Raw genomic sequence first — 17,729 nt, forward strand, 5'->3', positions numbered from 1 at the left:
GTGCGGGCCCCCGTATGGGGGTGCCCTGTCATGAACCTGTCACGGCCTGCTATCGTTGCCGGATCATTTTTCGTCATCCGGGAGTGCCGCGTGCGTCTTCGTTCGTCTTTTGCTTCGGTGCTGGCCGCTTCGGTGCTGGCCGTGTCGTTCAGTGTGGCGCCCTCGACGGCGCTGGCCTACAGCCAGGTGGTGGCCTTTGGCGACAGCCTGTCCGACACCGGCAATCTGCTGGCGCGTTTGCAGCCCTATGGTCTGACGGTGCCCAACGCGCCCTATGTGGACGGCCGTTTCACCAACGGCCCGGTGGCGGTGGAGGTGCTGGCCGATGCCCTGGGCGTGTCGCTCACCAGTTACGCCTATGGTGGCGCCCTGACGGGCACGCTCAATCAGTTTCAGATCAGCGTGCCGGCATCGGCGCCCCTGGTGGCTGGCACGGGCATGGCCAGCCAGGTGAGTGCCTACACCAGCTCTGGCCTGCTGGACGCCCAGGCCCTGCACGTGGTGTGGGGCGGGGGCAATGACTTCCTGGCCGCGCTGTCCGGTGGTGACCTGAGCGTGTTGCCCTCGGTGGTGGGCACGGCCGTGCAGAACCTGACGGGACAGGTGCAAAGCCTGTATGGCGCCGGCGCACGCTCGTTCCTGGTGCCGCTGATGCCCGACTTTGCCACCAGCTACCTGGGCACCTCGGGCGCCTATGCCACGGCCCAGCTCAGTGGCTTGAGCATGAGCTTCAACCAGGCGTTGAGCGGTGCCATGGCCTCGCTGGGCGCGGCCTTGCCCGGCGCCGACATCGTGGTCTTCAACACGCCAGAGGTGCTGGCCGCCGTGCGCGCACAGATCGCTGCCGAAGGCGGCAACGTGACCGACCGTTGCTGGAGCGGCACTTACCTGGGCCAAGGCAGCACGCCCGCGTGTGGCAACCCAGACAGCTACTTCCTGTTCGACAGCGTGCACCCCACGGCCCGCGTCCATGCGGCGGTGGGCCTGGCCATGGCCGCTGCCGTGCCAGAGCCCTCGACCTGGGCCTTGCTGGTGGCCGGGCTGGTGTGTGTGGGCGTGGCCGCCTTGCGCCGCCGCTCGCACGCCTGATCAGGCGCGCCCTCCCGGCGCCTTACCCGGGGGCGGCGGTCTTGGGCTTGAAGCGGCACTGCTCGCGCACGCCGCATTCCCAGCAGCGTGGCTTGCGGGCCTGGCACACATAGCGCCCGTGCAAGATCAGCCAGTGGTGAGCGTGCTGCAGGTAGTCGGGCGGGATGCGCTTGAGCAGTTTTTGCTCCACGGCCAAAGGCGTCTTGCCCAGGGCCAGCCCCGTGCGGTTGCCCACACGGAAGATGTGGGTGTCCACCGCCATGGTGGGCTCGCCAAAGGCCACGTTCAGCACCACATTGGCCGTTTTGCGCCCCACGCCCGGCAGCGCTTCCAGGGCCTCGCGTGAGCGGGGCACCTCGCCGCCATGCAGCTCGATGAGCATGCGGCAGGTTTCCAGCAGGTGTTTGGCCTTGCTTTTGTACAGCCCGATGGTCTTGATGTACTCGCACAGGCCATCCAGTCCCAGGTCCAGGATGGCCTGGGGTGTGTTGGCCACCGGGAACAACTTGCGCGTGGCCTTGTTCACCCCCACGTCCGTGGCCTGCGCCGACAGCAGCACCGCCGTCAGCAGCTCAAAGGGCGAGCTGTATTCCAGCTCGGTTTCCGGATGGGGGTTGGCGGCCTGGAAGGTGGCGAACATCTGGTCGATGTCGGCGCGGGTCATGGGGCTGGGCATGTTGGCGCGAGCGAAAAGCAGGTGCTCAAATCAGCACGACGCTGTCTGGCAGTTCATTGAGTCGACGGACCTGGCTGGCCGCCGGGTGGTGCAGGCGAAGCAGTTCGCACACGCGGTCGATGGCCTGCAGCAGGCCGTCCTCAACCGTGTGGTCGCGCAGGGCTTGGGACAACTCGGCCACCAGGGCGCGCCACTGGCTGTCAGGCACCAGCTGGGCCAGGCCTCGGTCGGCCAGGACCTCGATGCGGCGGTCGGCCAGCAGCAGGTAGATCAGCACGCCATTGTTGTGCTCGGTGTCCCACACGCGCAGTTGGCTGAACAGGTCCAGCGCGCGATCGCGCGCATCCACGCCGCGCCACAGGTGGGGCACGTCCAGCCCGCCTTCCACGCACACCCGCAGTTCACCCAAGTGCCGGGCTTCGCTGTCGCGCACGGCGTTTTCCAGGCGCTTGAGGCCCTCGGGGGTGATCAGGCGTTGGGCGTCGTCCGCGTCCAGCCACAGGTGTTGGGCCCAGCGCATCAGGGTTCGTTTCATGGGCTGAACCTTACCAGCGACCCGAGGCGCCGCCACCGCCGAACGAGCCACCGCCGCCCGACGAGAATCCACCTCCGCCGCCACCCAAGCCGCCCCCGCCACCCCAGCCACCGCCCATGGGTGGGCCACCCCAGCCGCCACGGCCAGGGCGTCCACCCCTGTGGCCCATGGCCAGCGCCAGCACCGAGGCCAAGGGCCATGCCAGCAGTCCCAGCAGCACGCTGGTGGTGATGACCCAGACCGCGCCACCGGCCAGGCCGCCTGTGAGCGCGGCTCCCCATTTGCGGCCCACCAGCGCGCTCAGGATGCCGTGCACGAAGGGCACGCCGAACAAGCCAAAGACGACCAGGGTGTTGAGGTCCAGACCTGGCGGAGGTGATGGGGTCGAGGCGCTTGGGGGTGGCAAGCCTTCACCGGCGATGAGTTGCCCTATTTGCTGAACCCCTGCCTGAAGCCCACCCGCGAAATCACCTTGGCGGAAGGCCGGCGTGATGGCGCCTTCGATGATGCGGCTGGCGGCCAGATCGGGAATGGCACCCTCCAGCGCGCGGGCCACCTCGATGCGCACGCGGCGGTCATCTTTGGCCACGATCAGCAGCACGCCATCTCCCACCTCCTTGCGCCCGATCTTCCACGCATCGGCCACGCGCCAGGCGTAGGCGGCGATGTCTTCCGGTTGGGTGCTGGCCACGATCAGCACCACCACCTGCGCGCCGTGCTGTGTTTCGATGGCCGCCAGCTGTTGCTTCAGCGCGGCCAGCGCCGAGGCGTCCAGGGTGCCGGTCTGGTCCATGACCTGTGCCGACAGCGCCGGCACGGCTTGAACGCCTCCGCTGGCAGGGGCTTGGGCGTGGGCCAGTCCCATCGCGCCGCACAGGCACAGGGCGACCATGGCCATCAGGGCTGTCATGGCCACCTGCCACGGGTGGCACCAGGGGCGGGCGGACATCATCCTGGCCTTCTCCGCCAGGTTCATTTCGCGCCGAAGTCCACCGTGGGCGGCGCACTGATCTGGGCTTCGTTTTGCACCGTGAAGTTGGGCTTGGGCTCGTAGCTGAACAGCATGGCCGTCAGGTTGGTCGGGAAGCTGCGCGCCAGCACGTTGTAGCTTTGAACCGACTGGATGTACTGGTTGCGGGCCACGGTGATGCGGTTCTCGGTGCCTTCCAGTTGCACGCGCAGGTCTTGAAAGCCTTGATTGGCCTTGAGGTTGGGGTAGTTCTCGGTGACCATCATCAGGCGCGACAGGGCGCCCGACAGTTCGCCCTGGGCCTGCTGGAACTGGTTGAATGCCTCGGGGTTGTTGATGAGCTCGGGCGTGGCCTGGATGCTGGTGGCACGCGAGCGCGCCTCGATGACCCGGGTGAGGGTTTCCTGCTCGAAGTTGGCTTCACCTTTGACGGTGGCCACGATGTTGGGGATCAGGTCGGCGCGGCGCTGGTATTGATTCAGCACCTCGGACCACGCGGCCTTGGTGGCCTCATCCTGTCGCTGGAAGTCGTTGTAGCCGCAGCCACTGAGGGCCACGGTGGTGCTCAGTGCACCAACGAGGATCAGGCGCTGCATGGCCCGTGCGGAAACGTGTGTGAACATGGGTCGACCTCTTTGAGCGGTGGGCACCTGCCTGCTGGCGTGCCCGTCCTGGCAGCATAAATCAGGTCGACGGTGGCCCTCTTCAAGGGGCCATCAATTCAAGAGGCCATCAATTGGCCATCGTGTTCAGGCCGGCTGCAGGCTCACGCAGGACAGCACTTCGTGCGCCCGCGACATGGGGTAGCGATCACGCACGATGCGGATGGCGCCCATGGGCGTGTCGGCCATCACCTTGAGCACGCGTTTGACCGCCTGCTGAGAGGGCTTGACCACCACCAGGGTCGAGACTTCGAACAGCTTCATGGCCGGCTCGATGGCCAGGTTCATCAATGCACGCATGCAGATCTCCTCTTCTTGACGAACAGCGTCACGTTTCGTCCATGCTTTAAGCATGCATTTTGTGGGCCAGCCGTGACATGGGGATGACCCTCGACAAAAAATGAAGTTGTGTGAGGCCTGCACGCCTGGGAATTTTCATTGGTGTTGGCCTGCTGAAACAGGGTTGTTCCCCGGGAGCTCGCGCTCCCGGGGGCGCAGCCTCATTGAATCAGATCGCGCGTGGCCAACACCTGCTCTTGGCGCAGCCCCGTGAACGTGCTCAGGTGGACCGGGGTGGCCGGGCCGGCACCGTCGGGATCGAACTGCAAGGTCAGCCCGCGTGCCGCTTGACGCCACCGCAGGTGACCCGTGGCGAACAGGTCGGTCTGCGCGCCCAGGGTGTCGCGCAAGGGCGCGGTCAGGGCCGAGATGTCCAGCCGGTCCACGCCCGGGGTGAAGTCGACCAAGGTGTCGCCAGCATCGCTCAGGCGCGTGATGAGGAAGGTGTCGGCGCCATCGCCGCCGTGCAGCACGTCCCCACTGCCCAGGCCCATGATGAGGTCGTCGCCCGGGGTGCCCACGAGGGTGTCGCGTGCCGGCGTGCCCACCAGGCGCTTGCGCAGGTCCAGGCCCACCACCACCGGGTCGTGGTCTGAGGAGCGGTAGGGGCCGGGGCTGTAGAGGTCGGGGCCGCAGGTGGCGCAGGCCGGCTGCTTGAACTCGAGGTTGTAGTCGATGACGAAGGGCTCGTCGGCGTTGATGGCCCAGGCGGTGGCCCCGGTCACGCGGTCGGCCAGGGCCGGGCTGGCCTGGGCGTGGTCCAGGTGCCCTTGTTCACCATCGAATACGTAGGTGGCCGCTGCGTCGCCCATGTGGCGAACCAGCACGTCGGTGTAGCCCGCGCCAGCCAGGGTGCGCACCGGGTCTTCCTGGCCATAGGCATTGAGGTCGCCGATGATCAGTGCATGTGCGTGGCCGTCCTGGGCGAGCACCTCGTCCACAAATCCGACCAAGGCCTGCGCCTGGGCCACGCGGGTGGCGTTGTAGCAGCCCTGCCCATCGCCTTGATCCTGGTCGGCGCCGCTGGCCCCGCTGCAGCCCTTGGACTTGAAGTGGTTCACCACCACGGTCAGGCGCTCGCCATTGCGCAGCTCGAAGGTCTGGGCCAGGGGCGGACGGTTGTGCACGGCGCGCGTGTCGCTGCGTGCGCTGCCAAGGGGTGACACCTTGCCAGGTTTGTGAATCAGGGCCACCTTGATCTCGTCGGTGCCTGTGGCGCCGGGGTCGGCCGGTGGTGGCGTGATCGCGTACACCTCATGGCCATATGCCGAGTTCAGGCCTTGCACCAGGTCGGCGATGGCGCTGCGGGGGCCCACGCCGTCGTTCTCGATTTCCATCAGCCCCACGATGTCGGCGTCGATGGCTTGGAGGGCTGCAATGATCTTGTCGCGCTGACGCACGAACTCGGCGGGCGTGCTCGCACCGCGCGCGGTGGGATAGCCCCCGCCTTGACCGTCGCCATTGAAGTAGTTCAGCACGTTGAAGCTGGCCACTTTCAGGTTGCCGCCAACCTCGCCGGGGGCCGCCGTGCGCGGGTTGTCGCGCTGGAAGTTCACGGGCTCGGTGGGGTGGATGCGGTCGTCGGCCAGGCCGGTGTTGCTGGCGGTGGCCAGACCATAGTCCAGCACGCCGGTCAGGCCGCTGACCGTGTCGCCTGCCCGTTGGGTCTGGTCCGCCCCGATGTACGGGATGGGGTCTGGATTCTGGCGGCTGCTGCCATCGTCGAGGATGATGCGCCGGCGTGCGTTGTCGGCGGCCAGGGCCAGGGCTTCTGGGCTGCCGGCAGGATGCAGGTTGGTGGGTTTGCGAAGGCGACCCTCGGCCGACAGTGTGATCTGACCGAACCGGCCCAGGAAGTAGTTCTGGCTGGCGGTCAGCTCGGCGTCGATGCGCACCAGCATGCCCTCGGCCTTCTCCAGGTCGCCGTCCTGGGCTTCGGGAAATTCGATGGGGGTGGGCGTCACCACATGGCCGCTGCCCAGCACCTGCAGGCCGCTGATGCCGTTGAGCTGCGTGACGGTGCGTGACAACGTGAGCGTGTTGCTCGCCGCGCCCGTGTTGTATTCGGTGACGGTGCCACTGAGTTGCACCAGATCGCCTGGCTGCACGGTGCTGGCGCCGCCCGTGAACACGAACAGGCCTTCGGAGGTGTTCGGGTCGCTGTCCGGCACCAGTGATTGAATGAAAAAGCCGTTGTTGGTCAGCAGGGTGACCACACCTTCGGTGCGCACGGCCTGGCCTTGCAAGGGGCTGGTGTGGCCAGGGCCCTGGATCTGGTGAATGGCCACGACCGCCTGGTCTGGTGGTGGGGTCTCACCGCCGCCACCAGTGCTGGCACAGGTGCCCGCCGGGCTGGCGCTGTTGCGCGGCGTGGGCGCCACGGCACTGAAGTCCGCCGCGTTGTCCTGGGTGTCGGTGCAGCCACCCAGGGCACGCAGGGCGGCCAAGGTGCTGTTGAGGGCGGGCGCGGCCCCCGCGCCCTCGAAGGTGCTGGCCGAGCCGTAGCCCACCAGGTCCAGCACGCGGGCGCTCTGGGTGGCGTTGCAAGCGGTGCTGCCACCGCAGTTCAGGGCGGTGCTGCCCTGCACCAGGGCCACCTTGCCGCTGCTGGCACTCATGGTGAGCGTGCCGGTGGCATCGGTGGTGGGCAGCACCGGGCCCAGGCTGCCGCTGGACAAACCCACCAGGAAGTAGCGTTTCGGCGCCAGGGCCACGTTGGGCAGGGCACTGACGTTGCCGCTGAAGCTGCCCAGATTGCCGCTGGCCGATCCGTACTGCAGCGACAGGTCGCTCAAAGAGACGGTCGCATCGCCAGCGTTGAACAGCTCAACAAAGTCTTGCCGATAGGCCGGGTTGCCGGTCGTGGCACCGCCGCCGCCGTAGAGCTGGCTGATCACCACCTGGGCATGCACACTCAGGGGGCTGGCCGCCAGGGTGCCCCACAGGGCGGCATAGAGGCAGGTGCTCAGGCGGGTAGGGCGTGGTGGGCGCATCTCGGGTCTCGAAGTTGGATGGCCTGGAGTGTCCCGACCTCCTGTGTCATGCCGATGTGCCTGCGGACTCGGCGGCATGAACCGTTCAACCCATGCGCCAACCCATGCGCAGCCTCATGGCTCACTCCGAGCGGGTGTCTCCCCGGCGTGCGCGCGCGCGCGCCAGGGCCGCCTCGATGACCGAGCGTTTGCGGTCCAGCTCGGCCGGGTCGGTGAGCTTGGAGGCCTCGGCCAGGTGGGCCAGCTTGGCCTCGGCTTTGGCCTCCAGTCGGCGCTCATGCTCGGCCTTCGCCTGCACCAGACGAATCTGGCGTGCCTCATGGCGTTGGCGGGCCTGGTCTGCCTCGGCCTGCGACCACGCCGCCCAGCCGGTGGGCGCAGGCGCGGGGTGCGCGGGCTCCAGGCTGATGCAATCCACCGGGCACGCCGGTATGCACAGCTCGCACCCGGTGCACAGCGACTCGATCACGGTGTGCATGCGCTTGTTGGCCCCCAGGATGCTGTCAACCGGGCAGGCCTTGATGCACAGCGTGCACCCGATGCACCAGGTTTCATCGATGATGGCCACCGAGCGCGGCCCCTCCACCCCGTGCTCGGGATTGAGGGGCACATGAGGGCGACCGGTGGCCGCTGCCAGCCGACGCACCCCTTCGTCACCGCCTGGCGGGCACTGATTGATGTCGGCCTGCCCCTGCGCGATGGCCTGCGCGTAGCTGGCGCAATCCGGGTAGCCGCAACGCGTGCACTGCGTTTGCGGCAAAAGGTTGTTGAGGTCTTGAGCATCGATCATGGGCGAGCGGCAGTGTAGCCGCCAGCACGGTGCCACCCATTCAAGTGGGTGTTGTCAGTCTGTGCGAATGCCAACAAACTCTCGGCCCATCAGCACACGATGGATGGCACTCATGACCGATGCGCACTGGCACCAATCACGCGTTGGCCGACCCTGGCTGGCGATGACCTGTGTGGCGCTGATGGCGTGCTCAGGCCCGGCCGTGGCGGCATGGGACACCTACCTGCGTGGCTCGATCGGGCCGGTGGTGAATTGGCCTGTGATCCCCATTCACGCCGCGTTGCTGCCCGATGGCCGTGTGCTGAGTTACGGCACCGACGGTCAGGGGCGCCAGGGCGCACAGTTTCAGTACGACGTGTGGGATCCGGCCGACGGCACGGATGCCGGGGCTCACCTCACCTTGCCCAACACCACCGGCGCCGACACCTTTTGCAGCGGGCAGATCGTGTTGCCGGCCAGCGGGGCGGTGTTGTTGACCGGGGGGGACCGCACGGTCAATGGCGAGCGCAATTACTCCATCAACGACGTCAACCTCTTTGACTGGCGCACCAACGCCCTGTATTCGGCGCAGCAGCCCATGGCGCAGTTGCGCTGGTACCCGACGGTGCTGACCTTGGCCAGCGGCGACACCCTCGTGCTGGGCGGCCGCAGCGCCCCCGATGCCTATGTGCCGGTTCCGGAGGTGTACTCGCCAGCCACAGGCTGGCGCAGCCTGAACTCGGCCGTCAGTGACGACGCCTATGGTGAACGCAACTGGAGCTATCCCAAGGCGTGGCAGGCCCCCAATGGCCAGGTGTTCATCACCACGATCTGGGGCGGCACGTACTACCTCGACCCCCATGGCGCCCAGGGGGGCGGCACGCTGCAGCGCACCGACCTGGACCTTCCGGTGGGGGACAACTACCTGCCAGCGGTGATGTTCGAGCCGGGCAAGATCCTGGCGCTCAGGCGCTACAACCGCGCCCTGGTCATTGACCTCACCGGCGCAGCACCCCGCGCCACCCGGGTGTGGGGCGTGGGCCAGGACCGCTTTCATGGCTCGGCAACGGTCATGGCCGATGGCCGGGTGCTGGTCAGCGGCGGGTCGATGGTGCCCAACATCGCGTGGGGCGTGACGTACTCGGGCCGCATCTGGAACCCCGCCGACAACAGCTGGACGAGCACCCCTTCAGCCAAGCGCATGCGCCTGTACCACTCGGTGTCGTTGTTGTTGCCGGACGGGCGGGTGTTGATGGGCGGTGGCGGCGCGCCCGGGCCCCAAAACAACCTGAATGCCGAGATCTACACGCCGCCTTACCTCTACCGACGCGACTGGTCCGGCACGCTGGCCACCCGCCCCCAGATCACCTCGGCGCCCACAACGGCCGGCTGGGGGCAGTCCATCCAGGTCGACACCGACACGGCCGGCATCGGCCGCGTGACCCTGGTCAAGACCGGGTCAGCCACGCACACGGTGGATTTTGACCAGCGCTTCTTGCCCCTGAGCTTCACCAGCAAAGGCACGGCGCTCACCGTGTCCATGCCCGCCTCGGCACAGGTGGCGCCGCCTGGGTTTTACATGCTCTTTGCCTTCAACAAGGACGGTGTGCCCTCGGTGGCGCGCATCATCCGCCTGGGGTGAACCTCAGGCGGACGGCGGGAGCCCTCACGCGGCGGCGGCTTGCTGGCGACGGCGTGGGGCCTTGGCGGCCACGTTGTGTGCCAGGATGAAGTCGCGGATGCGTGGATACGCGTGTTCGCGCCAGCGACGGCCCGAGAAGATGCCGTAATGCCCCGCGCCCACCACGTCGTAATGTTCGCTGCGGCTGTCCGGGATGCCTGTGCACAGATCGTGCGCGGCCTTGGTCTGGCCGGCGCCTGAGATGTCGTCAAGTTCACCCTCCACGGTCAGCAGTGCCGTGGTCTTGATGTCTTGCGGGCGGACCAGTTCTTCCTGGCCTTGCGGGTTGCGCACCTTCCAGGTGCCGTTGACCAGGGCAAAGTCCTGAAACACGGTCTTGATCGTGTCCAGGTAGTACTCGGCCGGCATGTCCAGCACCGCGTTGTACTCGTCATAGAACTTGCGGTGCGCGTCGGCGCTGTCGCCATCACCGCGCACCAGGTCCAGAAAGTAGTCGTAATGCGAGGTGGCGTGGCGGTCAGGGTTCATGGCCACGAAGCCCGTGTGCTGCAAGAAGCCCGGGTACACGCGTCGACCCGCGCCGGGGTAGTTGGGCGGCACCCGGTAGATCACGTTGGTCTCGAACCACTGGAATGACTTGTTCATGGCCAGGTTGTTGACCGACGTGGGCGACTTGCGCGCGTCAATCGGCCCGCCCATCATGGTCATGCTCAGCGGGGTGGTCTCGCCGCGGCTGGCCATCAGCGAGACCGCCGCCAGCACCGGCACCGTGGGCTGGCACACCGAAATCACATGCACATTGGGGCCCACCAGGCGGATGAACTCCTGCACGTAGTTCACGTAGTCGTCCAGGTGGAACGCGCCTTCTTCCACCGGCACCATGCGGGCGTCGATCCAGTCGGTGACATAGACCTTGTGGTCTTGCAGCAGGGTGCGAACGGTGTCGCGCAACAGGGTGGCATGGTGGCCCGACAGCGGCGCCACCACCAGCACCGACGGTTGACCACGCATCGTGTCGAGCAGGTCTGCGTTGTCGGTGAAGCGCTTGAAGCGCAGCAGATGGCAGAACGGGTTTTTGGCCACGACCTGCTCCTGAATCACCACCTCGGTGCCACCCACATCCACGGACTTGATGTCGAACGTGGGCTTTTCATATTCCTTGGTCAGCCGATGCACCAGGTCAAAGCCTGCCGCCATGCGTTGGGCCGTGGGCACATGGGCAAACGGCGACAGCGGGTTGCTGTACAGCTTGGAGCTGGCACTGGCGAACTCTGAAAACGGGCTGAGCCAGGCTCGGTGGGTTTCGTAGATCTGATAAAGCATGTCGGGACCTTGTGAGCGGTTTTGCCTGCGCGCGGGTGGCGCAAGATCTGGCATGTCAACAACCCATGGGTTCATGGGGAGCGCTGCTTATGGTGCAATGCAGCATAAAGCACATTTTGCATCTTTGCATGCATCCATGCGCCTTGAACGTCCCAACAGGGCAGGGTGTGCGGTGTATTTCATGGTTGGCGATGCCGCACAGGCTGGGGATTTCAGACGGACCGGCATGACCCGGTTTTGACGACACCCGTTCAGGCCGGGGGGGGTGCGTTTGGCATTCGACTGCCGTGAATTCATCACGAAGCTGTCATACAGCGTGCCTAAGCTGCGAGGCGGTTCAAACAATGCGCCAACGCGCCGGAATGCGTGCGTCTGCGCCACCCACCCCCACAGGAGTATCCCCATGTCGAGCTGCATGCACCCAGACAACGATCAACCGATCAACCCGTCCGGCAATTCTTCCATTCGCGACGTCATTGAGGCCTACACCGGTCGCCGCAACTTCCTGAAGGGCACCCTGGGCGCCGCGGCCGTGATGACCATGGGTGGCTTTGCACGCGAGGCCGCCGCCTACACCACCGCCGCCACTTCGCCCGCCATCACCTTCGGTGGCGTGCCTGCCAACCTGGCCGCTTCGTTCACCGACCAGATCACCGTGCCCCAGGGCTACACCGCCCGCGTGCTGATCGGCTGGGGTGATGCCATCGGCAAGGCCGGCCCCAAGGCCCATACCCACTGGGATGCCAGCCAGCCCATGACCGAGGCGCTGCAGCTGAGCACCTTCGGTTCGCACAACGACGGCATGCACCTGTTCCCCTTCCCGGCCGTGGGCGCTCAAGGCCTGTCGAACGACCGTGGCCTGCTGGTCGTCAACCACGAGTACGTGGACCCGGGCCTCGTGCACAGCACCACCACCTACGGCACCGACACCATCACCAAGGCGATGGTCGACACCCAACTGGCCGCCCATGGCGTGTCGGTCGTTGAGGTGCGCAAGAAGGGCAGCAAGATGGACGTGCAGCGTCCTTCGGCTTTTGCTCGCCGCATCACCGGCAAGAGCCCGGCGCGCATCAGCGGCCCGGCCGCCGGCCACGCCCTGATGAAGACCGCGGCCGACCCCAGCGGCACCGTGGTGCTGGGCACCCTGAACAACTGCGCCAACGGCTACACCCCTTGGGGCACCTACCTGGCCTGTGAAGAAAACTTCAACGGCTACTTTGGCACGGCTGCGGCCAACCTGGCCACCTCACCTCTGAGCACCCTGGAGCGTCGCTACGGCCTCAGCGCCGGTGGCTTCGGCTACCGCTGGCACGAAGCCGACGCCCGCTTCGACCTGCGCGCCAACCCCAACGAAGCCAACCGCTTCGGCTGGGTGGTCGAGATCGACCCCTGGAACCCCAACTCGCTGCCCGTGAAGCGCACGGCGCTGGGTCGCTTCAAGCATGAAAGCGCCGCCTACGCCGTGGGCGACGACAACAAGCTGGCCATGTACATGGGCGACGACGAGCGCAACGAGTACATCTACAAGTTCGTGGCCGCCAACAAGTACAACCCCCGCAACCGCGCCGCCAACCGCGACCTGCTGGACAGCGGCACCCTGTACGTGGCCCGCTTCAAGGCCGATGGTTCGGGCGAGTGGCTGCCCCTGGTGTTCGGTCAGAACGGCCTGACCCCCGAGAACGGCTTCAACAGCCAGGCCGAGGTGGTGATCAACGCCCGTGCGGCGTCTGACCGCGTGGGCGCCACCATGATGGACCGCCCGGAGTGGGTGGCCGTGCACCCCACCACGCGTGAGGTCTACATCACCCTGACCAACAACACCCGCCGCGGCACCAACCCGGCCTCGGTCAATGCCGTGGATGGCACGACCACCGGTGGCTCGGCTCGCCCGCCGGTGGATGCGGCCAACACCCGCGCCAACAACGTGCACGGTCACATCCTGCGCTGGAAGGAAGCTGGCAACGACGTGGCCGCCACCACCTTCGAGTGGGAGATCTTCGTCGAGTGCGGCGACAAGATGGCCACCTCGCCCAACCTGCAAGGCAACATCATCGGTGACGACCTGGGGTCGCCCGACGGCCTGTGGTTCGACAAGGATGGCCGCCTGTGGATCCAGACCGACCAGCAAGGTGACGGCACCGGTGCCTACGCCAACATCGGCGGTAACGTCATGTCGTGTGCCGATCCGGTCACCCGCCGCATCACCCGCTTCCTGACCAGCCCCCGCAACTGCGAAGTCACCGGCGTGACCAGCACCCCGGACTGCAAGACCATGTTCGTGGGCATCCAGCACCCGGGCGAAGACTGGTCGGGCAGCTTCACCTCCAACAGCACCTGGCCGGACAGCGGCATCAACGGTGCCACCACCCAGAAGACCGTGGCCAAGCCCCGTTCGTCGGTGGTGGTCATCACCAAGGACGACGGCGGCGTGATCGGTACCTGATACCGGCTTGCTCGCCCCTTTTGGGCCCTTGTGGTGACGCAGGGGCCTTCACTCCAGAGTTTCAAGGACTTCATGATGAAACAGATCATTTCGACCCTGGCCGCAGCGGCGGCCCTCAGCTTCACCGCCGCGCATGCGGCCCCGGTGGTCGTGGCCAACGGCAGCCTGATCCCCGATGCCCAAGTGGCCGATTTCGAAGCCTTCGACGGTTTGTTGACTGGCGGCCCCGAAATGGTGGCCCCGGGCGTGACCTTCACCGGTGACGTGGATTCGACGGTGGGCGCCTTCATCGCCGAACTGGGCACCAACGGCCTGTGGGGCGTGGACACGAAGTTCGTGGCCAGCACCGCTCCCGGTACCCTGACCTTCACGTTCGATGGCACCACCCAGGCCGTGGTGGCCTTGGTGAACCACTACGCCACGTCGTTCGGTGACGGTTCGGTGACGGTGTCGGCCTTCGGCGCTGACAACCAACTGCTGGAGTCGTTCAACCAGACCGTGGTGACGGGTGAAGACAGCTACAACGCCGGCTTCTACATGGGCTTTGTGCGCGCCACCGCCGACATCCGCTCGATCTCGTTCAGCGGCAACGCCGTCGTGGTGGACAACCTGACCTTCACCACCCCGGTGCCCGAGCCCGAGGCGCTGGGTCTGGCCCTGGCGGGTCTGGCCGCTGTTGGCCTGATGAAGCGTCGTCGTCGCGGCTGATCCAGCCTCACGCGCGCAGCAAAAAGCCCGGCCATGGCCGGGCTTTTGACATGAAGGGTCAAGCGCCGATCACATCACGGCCTTGATGGCATCAGAGACGTACTTCAGGTTGCCGCTGTTGAGCGCGGCCACGCAGATGCGGCCGGAGTCGACACCGTAGACACCAAATTCGCTGCGCAGGCGCTGCATCTGGGTGGCGTTCAGACCCGAGTAGCTGAACATGCCCTTCTGGCGGGTGATGTAGCTCAGGTCGCCTTCCACGCCCGAGGCCTTCAGCTGCTCCACCAGGGCACCGCGCATCTGCTTGATGCGCTCGCGCATCTCGGCCAGCTCGTCTTCCCACATCTGGCGCAGGGCCGGGGTGGTCAGCACCGTGGCCACCACCTGGGCGCCGTGCGTGGGCGGGTTGGAGTAGTTGGTGCGGATCACGCGCTTGAGCTGGCTCAGCACGCGGGCGCACTCTTCGGCGGTCTCACTCACGATGCTCAGGGCGCCCACGCGCTCGCCGTACAGCGAGAAACTCTTGGAGAAGCTGGTGGACACGAAGAAGCTCAGGCCAGCGTCCAGGAACTTGATGACCACGGCGCCGTCTTCAGCGATGCCGTTGCCAAAGCCCTGGTAGGCCATGTCCAGGAAGGGCACCAGGCCCTGGGCCTTGCATGTGGCGATGACGTCATCCCACTGGGCGTCGGTCATGTCGTAGCCGGTGGGGTTGTGGCAGCAGGCGTGCAGCAGCACGATGGTGCCGGCGGCCGCGGCCTTCAGCTTGGCGATCAGACCGTCGAAGTTGATGCCGCGCTTGTCTGCGTCGTAGTAGGGGTAGGTGTCGACAGGGAAGCCGGCCGACTCGAACAGCGCACGGTGGTTTTCCCAGCTCGGGTCGCTGATCAGCACCTGGGCGTTGGGGTTCAGGCGCTTCAAGAAATCAGCGCCCAGCTTCAGGCCACCGGTGCCACCAATGGCCTGGGCCGTGGCGATGCGGCCACCCTTGACGGCGGGGTGCTCGGCGCCAAACACCAGGCCTTGCACGGCCTTGTCATAGGCCACGATGCCGTCGATGGGCAGGTAGCCACGGGCCTTGGGGGCCTCCAGCATCTGCTTTTCAGCAGCGGCCACGCACTTGAGCAGGGGCAGCTTGCCCTGGTCGTCGGTGTACACGCCCACCCCCAGGTTCACCTTCTTGGGGTTGGGGTCGGCGTTGAATTGTTCGTTGAGGCCCAGGATGGGGTCACGAGGGGCCATTTCAACTTGAGCGAACAGCGAGGCCATGCAAGCAGTCTCCGGACGGTTGGAGTGGGTTGGGATAAGCTGGAAAGCTTGAAAATCTTGTTCAGCGCGCTTCTGGCGCGTCGCCCTGCATCGGGCAAACCCTTTATTCTATCCAAGCGCCGTCCGGATGTCTGAGTCCATTTCACGCTCCAGCCCCCTTTTGTCTGCCGAAGGGCTCGCGCCGGTCGAGGCCGCGCCCTCGGCGGAGGGGCAATTTGTCAGCTTTCCGGACTCGCCGTTCGAGCTGTTTCAGCCCTATCCCCCGGCGGGCGACCAGCCCACGGCCATCGCGCAGTTGTGCGAAGGGGTGGAAGACGGCCTCAGCTACCAGACCCTGTTGGGCGTGACCGGCTCGGGCAAGACCTTCACCATGGCCAACGTCATTGCCCGCGAGGGCCGGCCCGCCATCGTGTTTGCGCCCAACAAGACGCTGGCCGCGCAGCTGTACGCCGAGTTCCGCGAGTTCTTCCCCAAGAACGCGGTCGAGTACTTCGTCAGCTACTACGACTACTACCAGCCCGAGGCCTACGTACCGCAGCGCGACCTGTTCATCGAGAAGGACAGCGCCATCAACGAGGCCATCGAGCAGATGCGCCTGAGCGCCACCAAGAGCCTGCTGGAGCGCCGCGATGTGGTCATCGTGGCCACCGTGTCGGCCATCTACGGCATCGGCAAGCCCGAGGACTACATGCAGATGGTGCTGATCGCCCGCGTGGGCGACAAGCTGGGCCAGCGCGACGTGATCGCGCAGCTCATCCGCATGCAGTACAAGCGCAACGACATGGATTTCGGGCGCGGCACCTTCCGCGTGCGGGGCGACACCATCGACGTCTTCCCGGCTGAGCACAGCGAGCTGGCGGTGCGCATTGAATTGTTTGACGACGAGATCGACTCCATCCAGCTCTTTGACCCGCTCACCGGCCGCATCCGCCAGAAGATCCCGCGGTTCACCATTTACCCCAGCAGCCACTACGTCACCCCGCGCGAGCGCGTGCTGGTGGCCATCGAGGGCATCAAGGAAGAACTCAACCAGCGCGTCAAGCAGTTGGTGGGCGATGGCAAGCTGGTCGAAGCCCAGCGCCTGGAGCAGCGCACCCGCTTTGACCTCGAAATGTTGCAAGAGGTCGGTCACTGCAAGGGCATCGAGAACTACACCCGGCACCTCTCGGGCGCCAATCCGGGCGACCCACCGCCCACGCTGGTGGATTACCTGCCGCCCGATGCGCTGATGTTCCTGGACGAGAGCCACGTCATGATCGGCCAGCTGGGCGGCATGTACAACGGCGACCGCTCGCGCAAGACCACGCTGGTGGAGTATGGGTTCCGCCTGCCCAGCGCGCTGGACAACCGGCCGCTCAAGTTCGACGAGTTCGAAGGCAAGATGCGGCAGGTGGTGTTCGTGTCGGCCACCCCCGGCGACTGGGAAAAGGCCCACACCGGCAACGTGGTCGAGCAGGTGGTGCGGCCCACGGGCCTGGTGGACCCGGTGGTCGAGGTGCGGCCGGCCACGCACCAGGTGGACGACGTGCTGCAAGAGATCCGCATCCGGGTGGAGAAAAACGAGCGCGTGCTGATCACCACGCTCACCAAGCGCATGGCGGAACAGCTGACCGATTACCTGACCGACAACGGCGTGAAAGTGCGCTACCTGCACTCCGACATCGACACCGTGGAGCGCGTCGAGATCCTGCGCGATTTGCGCCTGGGCACCTTTGACGTGCTGGTGGGCATCAACCTGTTGCGCGAGGGCCTGGACATCCCCGAGGTGTCTTTGGTGGCCATCCTGGACGCCGACAAGGAAGGCTTCTTGCGGGCCGAGCGCAGCCTCATCCAGACCATCGGCCGTGCCGCGCGCAACCAGAACGGCATGGCCATCCTCTACGCAGATCGCATCACCGATTCGATGCGCCGTGCCATCGACGAGACCGAGCGCCGCCGTGCCAAGCAGATCGCGCACAACGAGGCGAACGGCATCACCCCACGCACCGTGCTGAAGAAGGTGAAGGAGCTGATCGACGGCGTGATGTCCAACGCGGCCAAGGACGACCTGAAGGCCGCCGAGGCCCTGGCCAAGTCCATGGAAGGCAGCCAAGGGCTGTCAGAGCGAGACCTCAGCAAACGCATCAAGCAACTCGAAAAAGAGATGCTGGAGGCTGCCAAGGCGCTGGAGTTCGAGAAGGCCGCCCGCCTGCGCGACCAGTTGTCCATCCTGAAAGAGCAGGCTTTTGGCGCGGTGGTGCACGACCAGGTCATTCCCATTCAGGCGGGTCGCAAGGCCTGACCGGGCCCCCCGCGTGGGCCTTGTTGCGCT

14 protein-coding genes are annotated in these 17,729 nt (G+C 66.2%); 5 read left to right on the forward strand and 9 right to left on the reverse strand.

Annotation, left to right across the window (positions count from 1 at the left end):
- Nucleotides 1-90 precede the first annotated feature (90 nt).
- Entirely contained in the window at nucleotides 91-1,089 is a 999-nt protein-coding gene (locus tag WNB94_RS12200; protein WP_341390684.1) for an SGNH/GDSL hydrolase family protein, read from the forward strand.
- A 22-nt stretch (nucleotides 1,090-1,111) separates the two neighbouring features.
- Here the strand turns inward: WNB94_RS12200 and nth are convergent, their stop codons facing one another.
- The 7 genes from nth to rsxB form a co-directional block, all read right to left on the reverse strand.
- Nucleotides 1,112-1,753, reverse strand: coding sequence for an endonuclease III (gene nth / locus WNB94_RS12205; protein WP_341390685.1), 642 nt, complete (start codon nucleotides 1,751-1,753; stop codon nucleotides 1,112-1,114).
- A 37-nt stretch (nucleotides 1,754-1,790) separates the two neighbouring features.
- On the reverse strand, nucleotides 1,791-2,300 hold the full coding sequence (locus tag WNB94_RS12210) for a TPM domain-containing protein (protein WP_341390686.1): 510 nt from the start codon (nucleotides 2,298-2,300) through the stop codon (nucleotides 1,791-1,793).
- 10 nt (nucleotides 2,301-2,310) lie between these two features.
- Nucleotides 2,311-3,210 (reverse strand): TPM domain-containing protein, encoded by a 900-nt coding sequence (locus WNB94_RS12215; protein WP_341390687.1) that lies wholly within the window; start codon nucleotides 3,208-3,210, stop codon nucleotides 2,311-2,313.
- Between the two features lie 62 nt (nucleotides 3,211-3,272).
- Nucleotides 3,273-3,866 (reverse strand): LemA family protein, encoded by a 594-nt coding sequence (locus WNB94_RS12220; RefSeq protein ID WP_341390853.1) that lies wholly within the window; start codon nucleotides 3,864-3,866, stop codon nucleotides 3,273-3,275.
- Between the two features lie 153 nt (nucleotides 3,867-4,019).
- Nucleotides 4,020-4,232, reverse strand: a complete 213-nt coding sequence (locus WNB94_RS12225; RefSeq protein WP_341390688.1) for a hypothetical protein — start codon at nucleotides 4,230-4,232, stop codon at nucleotides 4,020-4,022.
- 200 nt (nucleotides 4,233-4,432) lie between these two features.
- Nucleotides 4,433-7,264, reverse strand: coding sequence for an ExeM/NucH family extracellular endonuclease (locus WNB94_RS12230; RefSeq protein WP_341390689.1), 2,832 nt, complete (start codon nucleotides 7,262-7,264; stop codon nucleotides 4,433-4,435).
- Between the two features lie 121 nt (nucleotides 7,265-7,385).
- Complete coding sequence (gene rsxB / locus WNB94_RS12235) at nucleotides 7,386-8,054, reverse strand: electron transport complex subunit RsxB (RefSeq protein ID WP_341390690.1); 669 nt, start codon at nucleotides 8,052-8,054, stop codon at nucleotides 7,386-7,388.
- A gap of 112 nt (nucleotides 8,055-8,166) precedes the next feature.
- On the opposite strand from rsxB, the gene WNB94_RS12240 reads away from it, so the two are divergent.
- Entirely contained in the window at nucleotides 8,167-9,675 is a 1,509-nt protein-coding gene (locus tag WNB94_RS12240) for a galactose oxidase-like domain-containing protein (RefSeq protein WP_341390691.1), read from the forward strand.
- 24 nt (nucleotides 9,676-9,699) lie between these two features.
- On the opposite strand, the gene WNB94_RS12245 is transcribed toward WNB94_RS12240, so the two are convergent.
- Nucleotides 9,700-10,998: a polyhydroxyalkanoate depolymerase gene (locus WNB94_RS12245; protein WP_341390692.1), complete on the reverse strand. Its 1,299-nt coding sequence runs from the start codon at nucleotides 10,996-10,998 to the stop codon at nucleotides 9,700-9,702.
- Nucleotides 10,999-11,401: 403 nt separating this feature from the next.
- On the opposite strand from WNB94_RS12245, the gene WNB94_RS12250 reads away from it, so the two are divergent.
- Both WNB94_RS12250 and WNB94_RS12255 read left to right on the forward strand, forming a co-directional pair.
- A complete protein-coding gene (locus tag WNB94_RS12250; RefSeq protein WP_341390693.1) occupies nucleotides 11,402-13,441 on the forward strand; it encodes a PhoX family protein in 2,040 nt (679 codons plus the stop codon).
- Nucleotides 13,442-13,513: 72 nt separating this feature from the next.
- Nucleotides 13,514-14,149: a PEP-CTERM sorting domain-containing protein gene (locus tag WNB94_RS12255; protein WP_341390694.1), complete on the forward strand. Its 636-nt coding sequence runs from the start codon at nucleotides 13,514-13,516 to the stop codon at nucleotides 14,147-14,149.
- Between the two features lie 69 nt (nucleotides 14,150-14,218).
- Here the strand turns inward: WNB94_RS12255 and WNB94_RS12260 are convergent, their stop codons facing one another.
- Nucleotides 14,219-15,418, reverse strand: a complete 1,200-nt coding sequence (locus WNB94_RS12260; protein ID WP_341390695.1) for an amino acid aminotransferase — start codon at nucleotides 15,416-15,418, stop codon at nucleotides 14,219-14,221.
- Nucleotides 15,419-15,545: 127 nt separating this feature from the next.
- Between WNB94_RS12260 and uvrB the strand changes: the two genes are divergently transcribed.
- Complete coding sequence (gene uvrB / locus WNB94_RS12265) at nucleotides 15,546-17,699, forward strand: excinuclease ABC subunit UvrB (protein ID WP_341390696.1); 2,154 nt, start codon at nucleotides 15,546-15,548, stop codon at nucleotides 17,697-17,699.
- The last annotated feature ends 30 nt before the right edge of the window (nucleotides 17,700-17,729 follow it).

Origin of the sequence: Aquabacterium sp. A3, assembly GCF_038069945.1 — a bacterium.
In the GTDB taxonomy this organism is placed as follows: Bacteria; Pseudomonadota; Gammaproteobacteria; order Burkholderiales; family Burkholderiaceae_C; genus Aquabacterium.

What these genes read in the sequence shown, in the direction of transcription:
- rsxB (WP_341390690.1), bottom strand. Translation starts at nt 8,054, where the DNA reads ATGATCGATGCTCAAGACCTCAACAACCTTTTGCCGCAAACGCAGTGC.
- WNB94_RS12225 (WP_341390688.1), bottom strand. Translation starts at nt 4,232, where the DNA reads ATGCGTGCATTGATGAACCTGGCCATCGAGCCGGCCATGAAGCTGTTC.
- WNB94_RS12250 (WP_341390693.1), top strand. Translation starts at nt 11,402, where the DNA reads ATGTCGAGCTGCATGCACCCAGACAACGATCAACCGATCAACCCGTCC.
- WNB94_RS12230 (WP_341390689.1), bottom strand. Translation starts at nt 7,264, where the DNA reads ATGCGCCCACCACGCCCTACCCGCCTGAGCACCTGCCTCTATGCCGCC.
- WNB94_RS12240 (WP_341390691.1), top strand. Translation starts at nt 8,167, where the DNA reads ATGACCGATGCGCACTGGCACCAATCACGCGTTGGCCGACCCTGGCTG.
- WNB94_RS12210 (WP_341390686.1), bottom strand. Translation starts at nt 2,300, where the DNA reads ATGAAACGAACCCTGATGCGCTGGGCCCAACACCTGTGGCTGGACGCG.
- nth (WP_341390685.1), bottom strand. Translation starts at nt 1,753, where the DNA reads ATGACCCGCGCCGACATCGACCAGATGTTCGCCACCTTCCAGGCCGCC.
- uvrB (WP_341390696.1), top strand. Translation starts at nt 15,546, where the DNA reads ATGTCTGAGTCCATTTCACGCTCCAGCCCCCTTTTGTCTGCCGAAGGG.
- WNB94_RS12220 (WP_341390853.1), bottom strand. Translation starts at nt 3,866, where the DNA reads ATGCAGCGCCTGATCCTCGTTGGTGCACTGAGCACCACCGTGGCCCTC.
- WNB94_RS12255 (WP_341390694.1), top strand. Translation starts at nt 13,514, where the DNA reads ATGATGAAACAGATCATTTCGACCCTGGCCGCAGCGGCGGCCCTCAGC.
- WNB94_RS12245 (WP_341390692.1), bottom strand. Translation starts at nt 10,998, where the DNA reads ATGCTTTATCAGATCTACGAAACCCACCGAGCCTGGCTCAGCCCGTTT.
- WNB94_RS12260 (WP_341390695.1), bottom strand. Translation starts at nt 15,418, where the DNA reads ATGGCCTCGCTGTTCGCTCAAGTTGAAATGGCCCCTCGTGACCCCATC.
- WNB94_RS12215 (WP_341390687.1), bottom strand. Translation starts at nt 3,210, where the DNA reads ATGACAGCCCTGATGGCCATGGTCGCCCTGTGCCTGTGCGGCGCGATG.